The organism is Sphingomonas alpina (assembly GCF_014490665.1).
In the GTDB taxonomy this organism is placed as follows: domain Bacteria; phylum Pseudomonadota; class Alphaproteobacteria; order Sphingomonadales; family Sphingomonadaceae; genus Sphingomonas; species Sphingomonas alpina.
Map to the genome: position 1 here is coordinate 3609643 of NZ_CP061038.1, position 16335 is coordinate 3625977.

Annotated in this window: 13 protein-coding genes; 5 read left to right on the forward strand and 8 right to left on the reverse strand. The window is 65.5% G+C overall.

All coding sequences use genetic code 11. From position 1 onward, the window contains the following. Positions 1-5 precede the first annotated feature (5 nt). Together H3Z74_RS16895 and H3Z74_RS16900 are read right to left on the reverse strand one after the other, a co-directional pair. Entirely contained in the window at positions 6-458 is a 453-nt protein-coding gene (locus H3Z74_RS16895; protein WP_187760741.1) for a GNAT family N-acetyltransferase, read from the reverse strand. Next, positions 455-901 carry a MarR family winged helix-turn-helix transcriptional regulator gene (locus H3Z74_RS16900; protein ID WP_187760742.1) on the reverse strand — a complete coding sequence of 149 codons (447 nt, stop codon included), beginning with the start codon at positions 899-901 and terminating at the stop codon, positions 455-457. Before H3Z74_RS16900 ends, H3Z74_RS16895 begins: the two co-directional genes overlap by 4 nt. Before the next feature lie 61 nt (positions 902-962). Here H3Z74_RS16900 and H3Z74_RS16905 point away from each other — a divergent pair, with 61 nt between their 5' ends. Further along, positions 963-2084: an FAD-dependent oxidoreductase gene (locus tag H3Z74_RS16905; protein ID WP_187760743.1), complete on the forward strand. Its 1122-nt coding sequence runs from the start codon at positions 963-965 to the stop codon at positions 2082-2084. Positions 2085-2114: 30 nt separating this feature from the next. Here H3Z74_RS16905 and H3Z74_RS16910 read toward each other — a convergent pair whose 3' ends face one another. From H3Z74_RS16910 to H3Z74_RS16925, 4 genes are all read right to left on the reverse strand, one after another. Beyond that, positions 2115-3608 carry an oligosaccharide flippase family protein gene (locus H3Z74_RS16910; RefSeq protein WP_187760744.1) on the reverse strand — a complete coding sequence of 498 codons (1494 nt, stop codon included), beginning with the start codon at positions 3606-3608 and terminating at the stop codon, positions 2115-2117. 29 nt (positions 3609-3637) lie between these two features. Next, positions 3638-4687: a CDP-alcohol phosphatidyltransferase family protein gene (locus tag H3Z74_RS16915; RefSeq protein WP_187760745.1), complete on the reverse strand. Its 1050-nt coding sequence runs from the start codon at positions 4685-4687 to the stop codon at positions 3638-3640. A gap of 174 nt (positions 4688-4861) precedes the next feature. Then, complete coding sequence (locus H3Z74_RS16920) at positions 4862-5890, reverse strand: LacI family DNA-binding transcriptional regulator (RefSeq protein WP_187760746.1); 1029 nt, start codon at positions 5888-5890, stop codon at positions 4862-4864. Next, positions 5887-7128: an MFS transporter gene (locus H3Z74_RS16925; RefSeq protein ID WP_187760747.1), complete on the reverse strand. Its 1242-nt coding sequence runs from the start codon at positions 7126-7128 to the stop codon at positions 5887-5889. Before H3Z74_RS16925 ends, H3Z74_RS16920 begins: the two co-directional genes overlap by 4 nt. 167 nt (positions 7129-7295) lie before the next feature. On the opposite strand from H3Z74_RS16925, the gene H3Z74_RS16930 reads away from it, so the two are divergent. Both H3Z74_RS16930 and H3Z74_RS16935 read left to right on the forward strand, forming a co-directional pair. Next, positions 7296-9755 carry a TonB-dependent receptor gene (locus tag H3Z74_RS16930; RefSeq protein ID WP_187760748.1) on the forward strand — a complete coding sequence of 820 codons (2460 nt, stop codon included), beginning with the start codon at positions 7296-7298 and terminating at the stop codon, positions 9753-9755. Positions 9756-9890: 135 nt separating this feature from the next. Further along, positions 9891-12161, forward strand: coding sequence for a beta-glucosidase (locus H3Z74_RS16935; protein WP_187760749.1), 2271 nt, complete (start codon positions 9891-9893; stop codon positions 12159-12161). A gap of 484 nt (positions 12162-12645) precedes the next feature. On the opposite strand, the gene H3Z74_RS16940 is transcribed toward H3Z74_RS16935, so the two are convergent. Further along, a complete protein-coding gene (locus H3Z74_RS16940) occupies positions 12646-12975 on the reverse strand; it encodes a ribosomal protein L7/L12 (protein WP_187760750.1) in 330 nt (109 codons plus the stop codon). A gap of 186 nt (positions 12976-13161) precedes the next feature. On the opposite strand from H3Z74_RS16940, the gene H3Z74_RS16945 reads away from it, so the two are divergent. Both H3Z74_RS16945 and H3Z74_RS16950 read left to right on the forward strand, forming a co-directional pair. Then, positions 13162-13548 (forward strand): RidA family protein, encoded by a 387-nt coding sequence (locus H3Z74_RS16945; RefSeq protein WP_187760751.1) that lies wholly within the window; start codon positions 13162-13164, stop codon positions 13546-13548. A 124-nt stretch (positions 13549-13672) separates the two neighbouring features. Further along, positions 13673-15487: a DUF885 domain-containing protein gene (locus H3Z74_RS16950; protein WP_187760752.1), complete on the forward strand. Its 1815-nt coding sequence runs from the start codon at positions 13673-13675 to the stop codon at positions 15485-15487. Positions 15488-15657: 170 nt separating this feature from the next. On the opposite strand, the gene H3Z74_RS16955 is transcribed toward H3Z74_RS16950, so the two are convergent. Further along, positions 15658-16221: a TetR/AcrR family transcriptional regulator gene (locus tag H3Z74_RS16955; protein ID WP_187760753.1), complete on the reverse strand. Its 564-nt coding sequence runs from the start codon at positions 16219-16221 to the stop codon at positions 15658-15660. Positions 16222-16335 lie beyond the last annotated feature (114 nt).

Consider the following 16335-nt stretch of genomic DNA (forward strand, 5'->3'; position numbering starts at 1 on the left):
ACGGTTCAGCCGCGCAGATCCTTGCGCTGAGTCACAATCGGAATTCCGTTCGTGTCGATCTCGAATCCCACCACCTGAAACCCGTGGCGCAGATTGACGATGATCATCGCATTGTTGACCGCCCGCGTCCGCGTCTCGACATGGGTATAGCCGCTCGCCGCGGCGGCCTCGTGCTGTCGCACCATCAGCGCATCGGCGATCCCGAGCCTGCGCGCCGAAGGATGCACCCCGCCGAGCCAGCTGTAGAAAAGATGCGGCCCACGCCGATAGCCGAGCTTGAACCCGGCCAACTCGCCCTCCCGATACGCAAGCCAAAGCTCCGGTTCGGCAATTCCGGGCAGTCGCAGCGCCAGATAATCCGGATCGAACCCGGGAAACAGCGTCAAGCATAACGGCAAAAGCAGAGCGATCGCCTCGTCCGCGCTGCCCTTATAGCGCCGATACTCGATGTCGCTCATGCTTCCTCCGCGTCGATATTGTCGATCACCCGCTTCAGCAGCGACAGCAAGGTCTCGACCTCGTCCGCGGTGAACCCGCGCACCGCCGCCGCATTGCCCGCCGCCAGCACCTGGCGCGCCGCGCCCTGCCGCACACGCGCCGCCTCGGTCAGCGAGATCAGGCTGCTGCGCCCATCCTCGGGGTCGGGCTCGCGCTGGATCAGCCCGTCGCGCTCCATCCGCGTCAGCATCTGTGCCATGGTCGGCTGCTCGACCTTGGCCCAGCGCGCCAGCTCGCGCTGTGACAATTTCGCGCCGTCCTTCAGCGCGACCAGCACCGGCAATTGCCCGGTACTCATTCCCAACGGCTTGAGCCGCGCATCGCCCAGCCGCGCCATGCTCCGCGCCGCGCGGCTGATATGGTGGCCGGGCGTCGCCATCGGATTCCATGCATCGTCGTGCATTTACATAGCCACCTATCTAATATACATAGTGTCCTATGCAGATCATAGAGGACCGACTCTGATGCGACAATATCGGATAGCGATTATCGGCGGCGGGCCGGGCGGATTGACGCTCGCGCGGCTGCTGCATCTCGGCGGCCTGTCCGCCACCGTGTTCGAGCGCGATGCGCATGCCGGCGACCGGCCGCAAGGCGGCACGCTCGACCTGCACGCCGATACCGGCCAGCGAGCGCTGCGCCTCGCCGGGCTCGAGCGCGAGTTTCTTGCCGCTGCACGTTATGACGATCAGGGCATGCGGCTGTACGATAGCAATGGAGCCTTGCTGTTCGGTGATGACTCGAGCGACGGCGACCGGCCGGAAGTCGACCGCACCGAACTGCGCCGCATGCTGATCGACTCGCTGCCTCCGGCGATGATTCGCTGGGGCACACGCGTCGATCGGATCGAACCGGCGGGCGATGGTTATGACGTGGTGACGGGTGGCGCGCGCGGGTCCTTCGACCTGGTGGTCGGAGCGGATGGCGCCTGGTCGAAGGTCCGCCCCCTGCTCTCCGGCGCGCGTCCCGCCTATGAAGGCGTGACGTTTGTCGAACTTGGCTTCGACGATGTCGATCGCCGTCATCCCGCGATCGCCGCGCTGGCCGGGCGCGGCAAGATGTTTGCGTTGGGGGACAATCGCGGCCTGATCCTGCAGCGCAACGGCCATGCCCATATCCGCGGCTATTTTGCACTGCGCAGCGACGAGCCCTGGGCAGCCGCGCTGGAGGATGCCGCCCCCGAAGCGATCCGCGAGCGGATGCTGGGGTATCTCAAGGGCTGGGCACCCATCTTGACCGATGCGATCCGCTTGGCCGACACGATCATCGGCGTGCGGCCGCTCTACGCGTTGCCGGTCGGGCATCGCTGGGCACATCGTCCGGGCCTGACCCTGATCGGCGACGCCGCGCATCTGATGTCGCCCTTCGGCGGCGAAGGCGTCAATCTGGCGATGAGCGACGCCGCCGATCTGGCGGCAGCGCTGATCCAGGGCGATGATGCGGCGGTGGCACGCTTCGAGGAAGCGATGGCTGCCCGTGCCGAGCCGGCGGCGCGTGGTGCGATGGAAGGGCTGCGCCATGCGATTTCGCCCCATGGCCCGCAAGCGGTGCTGACGCATTTCATGGAGGTAATGGCGGGGGCGTGAGCGCAGCCCCTCACCGGAGAGCGAGCGGCATCATCCCGCGGCGAAGCCGCTGATCGCCAGCTTCTGCCCCGTCAGGCGCAGCGATGCGAACAGCACCCCCCCATAGACCGCCGCAGTCGCGACGAACGCCACCACGGTCGCGGTGCCGAAGCCCGTGTTCAGGCCGCTATGCAAGGTCAACGCGACCATCAGCCCGGCAGCGCCGGCCAGCACCGGCGGCCACAGAGGCGTGAGCGGAGCGCGCACGCCGAGCTGCGCACGCAGCACCAGCCGCCGCAGCGCCGCCTGAACCATCGTCGCCAGCAACACCGCCCCTGCCGCCCCGGCAATACCAAAGCGCGGGGTGAAGCTGATCGCTGCGGCGACGCACACGACGAAGCTTGCGGCCATGATCAGCAGCCCGGTCTTGGGCCGGAGATAGACGAACAGGAAATCGCCCAGCCCGAACGTGCCCTGCACCGCCTCCGCCACGGTAAGCAGGATCAGCGCTACATAGCCTGCACTGAACCCTGGGCCGAACAGTTCGAGCAGCTGACCGCCGACCGCGACGAACGCGACCAGGAAGGCTGTCTGCACCGACAGGATCAACCGCGCGGCGGTGGCGAGCGCAGTGACCGTGCGCGCCTGGCCGCTTACCGACAAGGTTCGCGCCACCATCGGCACGAGCAGGCTGTCGAAGCTCTGCCGCGCATGGCGCAGCGGCGTGCGCAGCTGCTGCGCCATGCCGTAAATGCCGGCCCAATGATTGCCCAGGAAGATGCCGACCAGGTACAGGTCGAGCCGCGTGAATATCCCGTTGATCACGTCAGTGCCGGTATTGGGCAGCAGCTCGCGCAGCAGCGCAAACAGGCGCCGTCCCGGCCGGTAGCTGCGCAGTGCGAAATGCGGGAAACTACGCCGTACCGCATAGAGCGCATAGGCATTGAGCATCACATTGCCGACCCAATAGCCGATGATCAGGCCGGTATGATCAAACCCGAGCGAATAGGCGACGACCGTGCCGGTGAGCAATGAATAGGGTTCGACGACGCTGCGTCCGACCACCTCATATTTCACGACATGTTTCCAGCGCGTCGCAGCGAACAGCACGTCGGCCAGCGCCTGTCCCGCAATCATCGGGGCGATCCAGAACAAGGCGGTCGCGGCCGAGCCGGCCACCTCGCGCGGAACCAAAGTGGTGGCACCCATGATCAGCGCAGCGACACCGGCGCTCGCCATCACCACCAGCAGCGCAGCGTCAAGCACGATGTGGAAATCGGGCCTGCCCGCCCGCTTGCTCTCCGTTTCGAGCTGCCCTGCCTCGACATTGCGGTCCAGCAGCTGGAACAGCGTCTTCTTCAGCGACAGGCCGGTCAGCCCAACGCTGGCCTCGAGTACCGCGACGGCAATGCTGTACGCGCCGAACAACCCGGCGCCGAATAGCCGCCCGGCGACGAACAGAAACAGGAAGCGCGCACCAAGCCGGATGACGAAGCCGAACGCGGTAGAAAACGCACCGCGCAGGATCATCCGATCGGCGGTCACGCCTGGATGGGTATCGTCGCGGGCCAAAGTCAGGCCAGACGCGTCGTGTCGTCGACCGTCAGCCCGCCCGTAAGCGGCTCGGTCACCCCGGCGGATGCGCGCAGGATCGGCCGCACCGCACACAGCACCAGGAACAACCATAGCATGGCGAAGCCGCACAAGGTGAACAGGATGACCCGCCCGCCGCCGACGAGGATGATCAGCGCGAACAGGAATGCGAAGAAATCGCGGCTGGTGACCACGACCAGCGCATCGGTGATCTTCGCTGCAAGTCCGGTCGGAAAGCGCCGCTCATAGAAACGCTTGAGGAAATTGAGATCGCCCGGCTTGCCGAGCCGCCGCGCGAGCAATGCCATCAAACTCAGCCCCACCACGACCAGAATGATCGCGATCCCGCCGGCAAGCGCTTGGCTTTGCCCATATAGCTGAGTCAAACCGATCGTCACCGCGATGAAGAAACTGACATTGATCGTCATGTCGACGCTGGTGTCGAGCAACGCGCCGCCGGCACTGCTGCGATAAGTGGCGCGCGCAACCTCTCCATCGACTCCATCGAGCAGCGACGCCGCCTGAAACAGCAGCCCACCCGCGACCAGCCCGGGATAGCCGCCGAACAACAGGCTGAGAATCATCGCTGCGCCGACCAGCCCGACCACTGCCGTCGCGTGCCAGGGGCGCAGCCCCGGGATACGCAATGCCAGCGCAGAAACGCGCCGCGACACTGGCCGGTTGATCCAGCGCGAGACGAGTCCGTCGCTTGGCTTGCCGGTCGCCTCGACCACCCCGGCAATGGTGATCGGCCCCGTCTCTATCGCCTTCAGCCGCCGTGCCTCATGGTCGACGACGAAATGAACCGATGCGTCCGCGCCGCCGGCGCGGCGCACATCGTCGACCGCTTCGGGAGACAGGCGCCCGCCATCCTGGACATCGATCCAGATCTGGTGTGCGCCATGCCGGCGCGCGTGCGCCGTGGCATGCGCCGCAACGGCCACGCCCGCGACGAGCCGTTCGGCTGCCGCCGCACCGGGGAAGACAAGTCGCACCTCGCTTCCGACTGGCGCGTCCGTCCTGCTAGCCATTCAAATCCCTTTTACCGCCCGAAAATTGCCCGAATATCTGCCCAACAGGTAAGCGCTATTTCACGCCATGCAACTCGGCGCTCATACACGGATCAACTCGGGCCAATCTGAGGCAAAGAAAAGGCAGGCCCGGCGACTTTGTATCAAGTTGTCCGGGCGTACCATTATCCGCGATTATAGGCGCCGCGCCGGCGCGGCGGTGCTTGAGCGCATGACCAGTTCATAAGGCAGGTTGCGACTGAACGACCCCTTGTCCGGATGCGCGGCGTAGGTCGGATCCGTCAGGATATCGACCGCGGCGGCAGCCAGCTCCATCTTGGGCTGGCGGATCGTGGTCAGCTGCGGCCATGACACCCGCGCGACCGGCGCGTCGTCGAAGCCGGCGACCGACAGCGTGTCGGGCACCGCGATACCATGCTTGATCGCGGTGACCAGCACGCCCAGTGCCATATCGTCATTGCTGGCGAAGATCGCGGTCGGCCGGTCGTCGCTGGCCAGTATCTCCTCGCCGAGCCTGAGGCCGGAGCGGAACGAGAAGTCACCCTCCAGCGTGCGGTTCGGCGCCACGTCCAGCCCCGCCTCACGCATCGCGTCGCGAAAGCCGATATAACGCAGGCCCGATGCGCTGTGCACTGGGTCGCCCTTGATGCAGGCGATGTCGCGATGGCCGAGGCCAATCAGGTGCCGGGTCATCTCGCGTGCGGCGGCGCGGTCGTCCATCCGGACCGAGCCCGACCTTTCGTCGTCGCTGCTCGGCGAGATGCGCACGAACGGCAGCTCGTGCCGCTCGAGCACCGCGATCAGGTCCGCCCGGTCGCACAGGGGCGGAGTCAGGATCGCCCCGCCGAGATTGAGCGCGCGCAGGCCGACATCCATCTGGCCGAGCCAGTCGGGCGTTGCCGTATCGAGCGGCTCGATCACCAGATGATAGCCAAGGTCGCGGCTGCGCAGCAGCGCGCCGAGCTGGACATCGGCGGCATAGCCCGAGGCCGGGTCGTCGACCAGCAGGCCGAGCAGATAGGATTTCGAACTCGACAGGCTGCGCGCGAAGCTGTTCGGGCGATAGCCCATCTCTCGCACCACGCGCATGACCAGCTCGCGCACCGGCGGGCGGACATGATCCTCGTCATTGATCACGCGCGACACCGTCTTGGGTGACACCCCGGCGCGCTCCGCGACTTCCTTGATCGTGATCGGCTTCATACCGCCACCGCCACGGGGTCGGCCGCCGTCCGGTTGACGACTGCGAAGCCGGCGATGACTATATAACAGGAGGCGGGCAGCAGCAGCGACAGTTCCAGCCCGATCCGGTCGGCCAGTACCCCGGTCAGCAACGGCACGATCGCCCCGCCAACCACCGCCATGCACAACAGCATCGACGCGAGCGGCGCCTGCGTCTCGTCCTCGGGCAGCGCCAGCGCATAGAGTGTCGGATACATGATCGAATTGCACAGCCCCACCGCGATCAGCGCGACCGCACCGGTCACACCCCCGGCCAGGCTCGCAACCACGGCCAGCGCCATCGCCGCCAGCCCCGCCACCGCGAGCAGCATGCCGGCATCAATCCGCCGGAGCAGGAATGCGCCGGCGAACCGTCCGATCATCGCCCCACCCCAATACAGGCTGACCAGCTGTCCGGCGGCGAGCGGTGTCGCATGCAGGCTGCCGGGCAGCATCAGGTAATTGGGGATCAGCGTGCCGATGGCGACCTCTGCTCCGACATAGGCGAACATCGCCACCGTCCCGGCAAGCAGCCGCCGATCGTGCAGCACCGTCGGCAAATGGCGCAGCAATGCGCCTGCCGGGGACAGCGCCGCCTTCCCAAGCAGATTGCGCTGCCGGTGGAAGGCGATGGCGAGTATCCCGAGCAACACGGCTCCGCCGATGAACGGCACCGCATCATCGCCCACCGGGCCGCCACGATCAGACCCGATCGACCCGAGCAGGAACACCGCGCCGATCAGCGGCCCGAGTACCGTGCCAAGCGCATTGAATCCTTGAAGCAATGTCAGCCGCGCGGCGGCACGGCGCGACGGGCCAACCACGGTGACCACGGTATTGGCCGCCATTTGCAGGAAGGTGATGCCGGTCGAGAGCGTCAGCAACGCGAGCAGCACCAGCGCGAAGGAACGCCATTCGGCCGAGGCGATCAGCGCCAGGCATCCCGCCACCATCACGCTCAACCCGGCGACGATCGCGCGCATATAGCCGATGCGCAGGATCGCGAGCGCGATCGGGAAGGCGAACAGCAGGTAGCTCAGGTGAAAGGCGAACTGCACCAGCAGCGCCCGGGTATAGTCGAGCCCCAGGGTCAGCGTGAGGCGCGGCACCAGCAATCCGACGATCGAGGTCAGGAAACCGCCCAGGAAGAACACCCCGATCGACAGCTCGAACAGGGTCTTGCTGGTCCGCGCTTCGGGATCTGATGAGGAGGTCGCCACGGCCTTTCATGACCGGAGCGATGCAATCGTGCAACTGTCCGGGGAATTTTTGACATCGATGTCGGCCTCCTTTGACATCGATGTCGGTTTTTGTTGACATCGATGTCGAGCGCGCCTTTGGGTGCCGCCAAGCCCGATCAAAAGGGTGAGTCGTGTGGGAGGATTTCATGAAACGGTCTCTGTTCACCGCGAGCACCATGCTCGCCACTTCGTTCCTTGTGGCAGCGCCCGCATTCGCGCAGGCCGCGCCGGCGCCCGCCGAGCAGACGGCTGATCCGGCGGCTACGGCCGCACCCGTGGATGAAGGCGATATTCTGGTCACCGCAACGCGGCGCGAGACCAGCCTGCAGAAGACTCCGCTCGCGGTGTCGGCCTTCAGCCAGGCGACGCTTGACCGGCAACAGGTCAACAACATCACTGACCTCGCACGCTTCGTGCCCAGCCTGCAGTTCAACCAGCAGGGCGATCAGTCGGCCGTGCTGCTGACGCTCCGCGGCATCGGCAACGACACGGCCTTTACCGAAGTCGCCGATCCCGAGGTCGCGATCTATATCGACGGCATCTATTCGCCGCGCGCGCAGGGTGCGTCGGTGCTGATGTACGACATGGAGCGCGTCGAAGTGTTGCGCGGGCCGCAGGGCACCTTGTTCGGTCGTAACGCGACCGCCGGCGCTGTCGGCCTGATCTCGGCCAAGCCGACCTTCGACAAGCTTGGCGGCTATGCCGAGGCGATCGTCGGCGATTACAACCGCATCGGCACGCGCGGCGCGATCAACATACCGATCAGCGATACGCTGGCGGCACGCTTCGCCTTCGTCACCGAGCGCCATGACGGCTATGCCGATTTCCAGCCGGCACCCAATGTGCCCAATGTCGACCGGTCCGCCTTCATCACCACCGGCAAGAAATATTACGCGCAGGACCAGATGTCGGGCCGTCTCAGCCTGTTGTGGCAGCCGAGCGATCGCTTCACCTGGAACCTCAGTGCGGAAGGGTTCCTCGACAAGGGCGCGCCCGTCATCTCGCTGCTGCAGACTCCGCGTCCCGGCACCAAGCTCTTCTCGACGCTCAGCGACACCGCGCCCGACACCGACCGTTATTCGGTCGCGGTGCGCAGCACGATGGACCTCGACATCAGCGACCATGCGCAGATCAGCTATATCGCCGGTTTCTCGCGTCTTGGCGGCAGCACCCAGGCCGATGCCGATGCCGGCGCGCTGCCGCCGACCGGCGGCTTCGACCCGGTGACCGGCCAGCAACTCTATCTCGGCGCGTTCGGCGAGAACCGCACGGTCAAGTCGCGCTATGATTTCACCAGCCACGAACTGCAGCTGAAATCGACCGGCGAGAACCGCTTCGACTATATTCTCGGCGCTTATTATTCGCATGAGAACAACAGCATCCGCTTCGACGTCGATCAGCGTGACGGCTATCGCGACGGCAGCACGCGCGCCTTTGTCGGCAGCTTCATCCAGGCCAAGCGCACGATCGACTCGCTCGCCGGCTTCGGCCAGGTCATCTGGCACGCAACCGACGCGATCCGCCTGACGGGCGGCCTGCGCTACACCCATGACAAGAAGGCCGATATCGGCGGGCGCAACGTCACCGGCTTTGGTTGCCCCACGCCCGGCAGTCCGATCTGCACCGCCAATTTCTTCGGCGCCTATCCCAACGCCACGGCCGAGGAATTGCTCGCCTTGTTCCCGCAGGGCGCCTTTTCGATCTCGAACAATGACGTGAAGGGCAGCTGGAACAAGCTGACCTATCTCGCCCGCGTCGATGCCGATCTCTCGCCCGGCATGCTTGGCTATGCGAGCATCAGCAGCGGCTTCAAGTCGGGCAATATCCAGGATGGTGGCAAGACCACCGACCCGGAGACGATCACCAACTATGAAGTCGGCCTCAAGAGCCGCTTGTTCGACCGCCGCGTGACCCTCAACCTCGCGGCCTATTATTCCGACTTCCGCGGTTACCAGGTCAACCAGGTGGTCACGATCCGCGACGCGAACGGCAACACGATCAGCAGCCAGGTCGGCACGCAGAATGCCAAGGGCGCCAAGGCGTACGGCTTCGAGGCCGAGCTCAACGCCAACCTGACCGATCATGACCGGCTGCAATTCGCCGGCACGCTGCAAAAGACCAAGCTCGACACTTTGGTCGCGATCGATGGCCGCTTCGATGATGGCGGCAACACCGCCGCGGCGCGCGACCTGAAGGGAAATGAGCTGCCGCACGCGCCGCGCTTCTCGGCAACGGCAAGCTATGAGCATGACTTCGTGCTGGCCAATGGCGGGCGGATCACGCCGCGCGGCACGATCCATTACGAGACCAAGAGCTACCTCACCTACTTCAACGGCGACTTCAAACCGCGCACGCTGACCACTGGCCAGGTGGTCGTCTATGGCGACGGCTTCGACAGCCAGAAAGCCTATACGCGCAGCGACCTCTCGCTCCGCTATACCGCGCCGGGTGACAGCTTCAGCATCGAGGCGTTCGTGCAGAATGTCGAGGACAGCAAGATCCGCACCGGCGCCAGCACCTTCGGCCCGACCCGCTACGACCCCGTGTTCCTCTCGGTCTATCAATCGCCGCGGACCATTGGTGCCCGCATCAAGGCATCGTTCTGATAAACTTGGCGGGCAAGACCTCCCCCCTCCCCCTGTCGGTCTTGCCCGCCCTTTTTTCCGTGAAGACCACCGCCGGCGCCTCCCCCTGAATCCGGAGGCGTCCGGCCGTCGGCATGTGGAAGGCGACATGACATGATGAGTTTCAGGACCCGCGCCGTGATCGGCGCAATGCTGGTATCGACAGCGATGCCGGCGATGGTCGACGCGCGCGCCACCAAGCGCGCACCCGCCACCAAGGCGGCAACCGGCACCAATGCCGAGGCGCGCGCGGCAAAGCTGGTCAAGGCGATGACCCAGGCCGAAAAGCTCCAGCTCGTCTTCAGCTTCTTCCCGCCGCATGCGACCGGCAAGCCCGGTTCCCCGACCGACATGATCCCGTCCGCCGGCCATACCCCGCCGATCCCCCGGCTCGGCATTCCGACGCAGCGCGAAAGCGATGCGAGCCTCGGCGTCGCCAACCAGGTCGAGCAGCGCAAGGGCGATGTCGCGACCGCGCTCCCCGCCGGGCTCGCCACCGCCGCAACCTTCGACCCGGCATTTGCCTATCAGGGCGGCGCGATGATCGGGTCGGAAGCGCGTGCCAAGCGCTTCAACATCCTGCTGTCCGGCGGCGTCAACCTGACGCGCGATCCGTGGAACGGCCGCAATTTCGAATATCTCGGCGAAGACCCGCTGCTCGCCGGCACGATGGCGGGCGAAGCCATTCGCGGCGTGCAGAGCAACCACATCGTCTCGACGGTGAAGCATTTCGCGCTCAATTCGCAGGAAACCGGGCGCATGTTGCTCGACGCGCGGATCACGCCGTCCGCACTCCGCGAAAGCGACCTGCTCGCCTTCCAGATCGCGATCGAGCGCGGCCGGCCCGGATCGGTGATGTGCGCCTATAACAAGGTCAATGGCGATTGGGCGTGCGAGAATGCGGTCCTGCTGACCGACATATTGCGCAAGGACTGGGACTATAAGGGCTGGGTCATGTCCGACTGGGGCGGCGTCCATTCGACCACCAAGGCGGCGATTGCCGGGCTCGACCAGCAATCGGGCAAGGAGCTCGACAAGCAACCTTATTTCGCCGCCCCGCTCGCCGCCGCCGTGGCCGATGGCAGCGTGCCGCAGGCGCGGCTCGACGAGATGGTCACGCGCATCCTGACCGGCATGATCGAGAATGGCCTGCTCGACCATCCGATGCCCGAGACCGCACAGCCGATCGATTACGCGACCCATGCCAATGTCGCGCAGGCCGCGGCGGAAGCCGGGATCGTGCTGCTCAAGAACGAGAAGGAGCTGTTGCCGCTTGCCAAGACCGCGAAGCGCATCGTGCTGATCGGCGGCCACGCCGATGTTGGCGTGCTGTCGGGCGGCGGATCGTCGCAGGTCCGCTCGGTCGGCGGCGCACCGGTCGAGATCCCGCTGACCAGCGGCGCGGCCGCCTCGTTCGCGCGGGTCACCTATCACGCTTCCTCCCCGCTTGCCGCAATCCGCAAGCTCGCGCCCGGCGCTGAGATCAGCTTCGTGGACGGCAACGATCCCGTCGCCGCGGCGGCGGCTGCCAAATCGGCCGATCTCGCCATCGTCTTCGCCACTCAGTGGCAGACCGAGGCGCAGGATGCCGAGACGCTGGCGCTGCCCGACAATCAGGACGCGCTGATCACCTCGGTCGCCGCCGCCAATGCGAAGACCGTCGTGGTGCTGGAAACCGGCGGCCCGGTGCTGATGCCGTGGATCGACCGGGTCGATGGCGTGGTCCAGGCCTGGTACCCCGGCCAGCGCGGCGGCGAGGCGATCGCCAATATCCTGTTCGGCGCGGTCAACCCGTCGGGCCGCTTGCCGATCACTTTCCCACGCTCGGCCGATCAGGCGCCGCGCCCCGAGCCGGTCGGCCTGTCGACGCTCAAGACCGCCGCCGACCGCGTTGCCGCCGCCAATTCGGACGGTGGCAAGGGTGCCGCACCGGTCTCCTTCCCGGTCGAGTATCAGGAAGGCAGCGATGTCGGCTATCGCTGGTACGCAGCGAAGAAGCTGACTCCGCTGTTCCCGTTCGGCCATGGCCTGTCCTACACCAGCTTCGGCTATGCCAATCTGAAGGTAACAGGCGGTCAGACGCTGACGATCAGCTTCGACGTGACCAACAAGGGTGCCCGGGCCGGCGCCGATGTGCCGCAGGTCTATGTCGCACGCGCCGATGGCGCCCCGCGCCTTGCCGCGTTCCAGCGCGTCACGCTGAAGCCGGGCGAAACTCGTCACATCACGCTCGCCGCAGAACCGCGCATCCTCGCCAACTGGGACGATGCCGGGCATCAATGGCATATCGCTGGTGGGTCATACCGGGTGACGCTGGCGCAGGATGCCAGCGGCACGGGCGGGACCACCGCACAGGGTACGCTGACGGAGCGCCGCTTCGGGAAGTGAGGCGGGTTCAAGTTAGGCCCCTTTACTAAAGATGCTGCTTCCCCGGCGCAGGCCGGGGCCCAGTTGGGAAACGCGAGTGAGTGTCGCTGCGCTTTATTAGCTTCAACCTTCCCAACTGGACCCCGGCCTGCGCCGGGGAGCATTTTGGGTTGAAGAGCATGTCGACCGCGCGTCGCCAGCGCGAGGAAGTACTCTTCGAACGTCGCCGTTCACCGCTGTTACGCGGCAAATAAAAACCCACCCCTGTTAAGTTGGATTTCGCGGCCGAATTCCTCGCACCTTTACAGTGCCTTACCCTCCCCCACCCCTGTTACTGATAACAGCGGTGGAGCAGCGGAAGAACAGGGGTCATTTCATCGGAACAGGGGTGAGCGCCCCTGTTCCACGACCATGAGAAAGAGCCGGACGAGCGCCGGCTGGCGTCTCATCCGACCTCACCCTGCGGCACCGCGCAGTCGCGTTGAATCGCTCACCGGCCCCGGCTTTATTCCAGCCCTTCGACCAGATCCTTGCTTTCCTTCAGGCCAAGCCGGGTCGCGTCCTTCGCGACCTTGATCGCCTCGATCTTGCGGCCGGCCGAGAGCAGCGCGATGACCTGCGCCTGGATTTCGGGCGACAGGACATGGCTCGGCGCGCCACCCGATACATCGACCGCGGCGCTTGCCGGCGGCTGATAGCGTGTCGGCACCGGCCGATAGACCGGCGGCTGCCCGCCAAGCAGTGGATCGCGCACTCGCGAGCGGCGCAGCACCAGCGCGAGCAGGATCACAAAGATGACGCCAAGCACAATCAGGATGGGAAGGGGTACGAACACATCTGGCTCCTGTGCAATTGACGACTAGGCTATATCGCGACGTGGCCATTCAACGCACCGAACACCGAAATGTCACGCCGTATCGGCTATGAATCCGTTTCGCTCTGCCGGCGTGAAACACACGCATCATTCGGATTTGCGCAACAACCGTCCTACAATGCCCAATCGCAAAAAGGAGAGAATGAGATGCGCATGATACCGCGAAATCCCACCAATGGCGTCTATCCGGCCAGCGACGATTATGTGCATGCGATGGAAGTCATCGCGCCCACCAGATTCCTCTATCTGAGCGGCACGATGGGGCTGGATGAAGCGGGCAATGCGCCCGAGAGCCTGGACGACCAGCTCATCCTCATCTGGAAGAACATCGCCCGCATTCTCGCCGAAGCGGAGATGACGGTCGACAATATCGTTCGCCTTACCAGCTACCTCACGGACCATGATTTTGCCGAAGCCAATGCGGACGCCCGCTGTCGCGCGCTTGGCGACCGCCGCGTTCCGACGACGGCGATCGTGGTCAAGACCTTGCTGCCCGAATGGCTGGTGGAGATTGAGGTGGTTGCCGCAGCGTGATGGCTGCGCGACGCCCGCGCAGCCAAAACCAAAATCTGCCCCAATCCCCCCAAATGCCACTGGCCGACGCAACATCCGCTCGCCTAGACTGAGCCAATACCAGCCCATCGAGAGGTCACCCGTCATGGATCGTCGCCAGTTCCTCGCTTCCAGCGGCATCGCCGCGCTTGCCGCCACCCTGCCGGGCACGGCGATCGCCGCGAGCGGAACGGGCGGCGATGCTGCGCTGGACGCCGATTTCGAGCGGATCTTCCAGCAGGCGGTCGGGCGCTCGCCCGAATTCGCCACTTCGCTCGGTCTCGACAAGGGGCCGCTGGCCGGCGCCAAGAGCCGCTTGTCGCCGCGCACTGCCGCAAAGCGCGCGGCGGATGTGGCCGAGACCAAGGCGGCGATCGCCAGCCTCGCCAAATATGATCCGGCCACCCTCTCGCCGGCGGCGCAGCTCAACCTCGAAGTGGTGCGTTATTCGCTCGGCACTCAGATCGCCTCGGCCGACGCATTCGGCATCGACAGCGCGATCCGCCCCTATCGCATCTTCCAGCAGGGCGGCGCCTATTTCTCGGTGCCCGACTTCCTCAACACCGCGCACACGATCAACGCGAAATCCGACGCCGATGCCTATCTCGCCCGGCTCGACCAGTTCGCCACGGTGCTCGACCAGGAAAGCGCCATGCAGGATGCCGAGGCGGCCAGGGGCTTCCTTGCGCCCGGCTGGTCGCTCGACCTCACTCTGGGCCAGATGCGCAAGCTGCGCGGGCAGCCGGCGGCGACCGCGAGCATCGTCCAGTCATTGGTCACGCGCGCCGCGGCCAAGACCATTGCCGGCGACTGGCAGGCCCAGGCGGCAAAGATCGTCGAGAGCAAGATCTATCCCGCGCTCGATCGCCAGATCGCACTGATCGAGAAGCTCAAGCCCGGCACCAAGGCGGGCGACGGCATCTGGCGCGTGCCCAATGGCGACGCGATCTATGCGATGGCGCTGAACCAGGCCACCACCACGACGATGAGCCCCGACGAGGTGCACAGGATCGGCCTGGCGCAGGTGGCCGAAATCACCGCGCAACTCGACACGATCCTCAAGTCGCAGGGCTATACCACGGGCACGGTGGGCGAGCGGCTGGCCAAGCTCAATATCGCCGCCGACCAGCTCTACGCCAACACGCCGGACGGCCGCGCCGAGCTGATCGCCGGACTGAACCAGGGCGTCAAGGCGATGCATGAGCGGCTGCCGCAAGTCTTCGCGACGGTGCCGACCCAGCCGCTGGAAATCCGCGCCGTGCCGGTCGAGATCCAGGACGGCGCGTCGAACGGCTATTACAACCGCGCCTCGCTCGACGGCACGCGGCCGGCAATCTATTTCATCAATCTGAAGGATGTCGGCGACTGGCCGAAATATACCCTTCCCTCGCTGACCTATCATGAGGGCGTGCCGGGCCATCATCTGCAGATCAGCCTGGCGCAGGAATCGAAGGACATTCCGACGCTGCGCAAGACCGGCTTCTTCTCCGCCTATTCGGAAGGCTGGGCGCTCTATGCCGAGCAGCTGGCGGACGAGCTGAAAGCCTATGCCTCACCGCTGGAGCGCGCCGGCTATCTCCAGTCCTTCCTGTTCCGCGCCACGCGGCTGGTGGTCGATACCGGCATCCATGCCAAGCAATGGAGCCGCGAAAAGGCGACCGACTATATGGTCGCGACCACCGGCTTCGCGCAGCCGCGCACGCAGCGCGAAGTCGAACGCTATTGCACCCAGGCGGGCCAGGCCTGCAGCTACAAGGTCGGCCACATGGCCTGGACCCGCGCCCGCGAAAAGGCGCAAGGAGCGCTGGGCGACAAATTCGATCTCAAGCAGTTTCACGAGATCTTGAAGGAAGGCGCCATGCCGCTGAGCATACTCGAACGCCGCATCGACCAGCGTATCGCGGCACTGAAGAAGGGATGAAGAACCTGGAGCGCCCTCGATTGAAGGGCATCACCTCTCCCCGTTCGGGCTGAGCTTGTCGAAGCCCTGTTCTTTCTCGCCACAGAAGAAGAACGGCCCCCTTCGACTGCCTGCCAAGGCAGGCGCTCAGGACAGGCTTCGACAAGCTCAGGGCGAACGGAAGGGAGGAGTCAAACCGCCGCGCCCAACCGCTCCGGCCTGGATATCTTCACCGGCCGATCGCTGATCAGAAGCAGCGCCAGCTCCGCCGCCGGGCACGCCACCTCGCCGGCCAGCCACAGGCGGAGCATCGCCAGTTGCGCCGCCGCCGCCGCGGTCGCGACCAGCGTACGCGACGCGGTGTCCGGCATGGTGCGCTCGAGCCGTTCGTCGATCATCGCCGCCAGCTTGCGCTGCAATCTGGGCAGCCGGTCGGGATCGAAGATCACGCGCGCCAGGGCACGCTGTTCCCACAGATGGTCGAGCATCATTCGTACCGGCACCACGCCCGCACGGCCGGTCGCGGCATTGGCCAGCGGCACGAACAGCGGATCGATCACCACGGCCAGCACATCGTCCTTGCTGCGGAAATGCTCGTAAAAGGTCGAGCGGCCGATATCGGCCTCGGCAATCAGGTCGGCAGTGCGGATCGAGTCATAACGGCGCGCGAAGATCAGGCGGATAAACGCGTCGACCACCGCCGCCCGCGTCCGGCGCACCCGCCGATCCGGATCGTCCTGGTTTCCCGGCCTCATCGGCTGAGGATACACGATGCGCCCGCGCTTTTTAACCGCCGTTCGCGAACGGATGCCGGACATTGTGAGGCGATCGTCCGGAAACGGATCGCCCCGCGCTTTACCGGTCGCGAT

Excerpts from the sequence above, each read along its gene's own strand:
- H3Z74_RS16915 (WP_187760745.1), bottom strand. The coding sequence starts at position 4,687 with ATGGCTAGCAGGACGGACGCGCCAGTCGGAAGCGAGGTGCGACTTGTC.
- H3Z74_RS16950 (WP_187760752.1), top strand. The coding sequence starts at position 13,673 with ATGGATCGTCGCCAGTTCCTCGCTTCCAGCGGCATCGCCGCGCTTGCC.
- H3Z74_RS16900 (WP_187760742.1), bottom strand. The coding sequence starts at position 901 with ATGCACGACGATGCATGGAATCCGATGGCGACGCCCGGCCACCATATC.
- H3Z74_RS16895 (WP_187760741.1), bottom strand. The coding sequence starts at position 458 with ATGAGCGACATCGAGTATCGGCGCTATAAGGGCAGCGCGGACGAGGCG.
- H3Z74_RS16955 (WP_187760753.1), bottom strand. The coding sequence starts at position 16,221 with ATGAGGCCGGGAAACCAGGACGATCCGGATCGGCGGGTGCGCCGGACG.
- H3Z74_RS16945 (WP_187760751.1), top strand. The coding sequence starts at position 13,162 with ATGCGCATGATACCGCGAAATCCCACCAATGGCGTCTATCCGGCCAGC.
- H3Z74_RS16905 (WP_187760743.1), top strand. The coding sequence starts at position 963 with ATGCGACAATATCGGATAGCGATTATCGGCGGCGGGCCGGGCGGATTG.
- H3Z74_RS16920 (WP_187760746.1), bottom strand. The coding sequence starts at position 5,890 with ATGAAGCCGATCACGATCAAGGAAGTCGCGGAGCGCGCCGGGGTGTCA.
- H3Z74_RS16935 (WP_187760749.1), top strand. The coding sequence starts at position 9,891 with ATGAGTTTCAGGACCCGCGCCGTGATCGGCGCAATGCTGGTATCGACA.
- H3Z74_RS16930 (WP_187760748.1), top strand. The coding sequence starts at position 7,296 with ATGAAACGGTCTCTGTTCACCGCGAGCACCATGCTCGCCACTTCGTTC.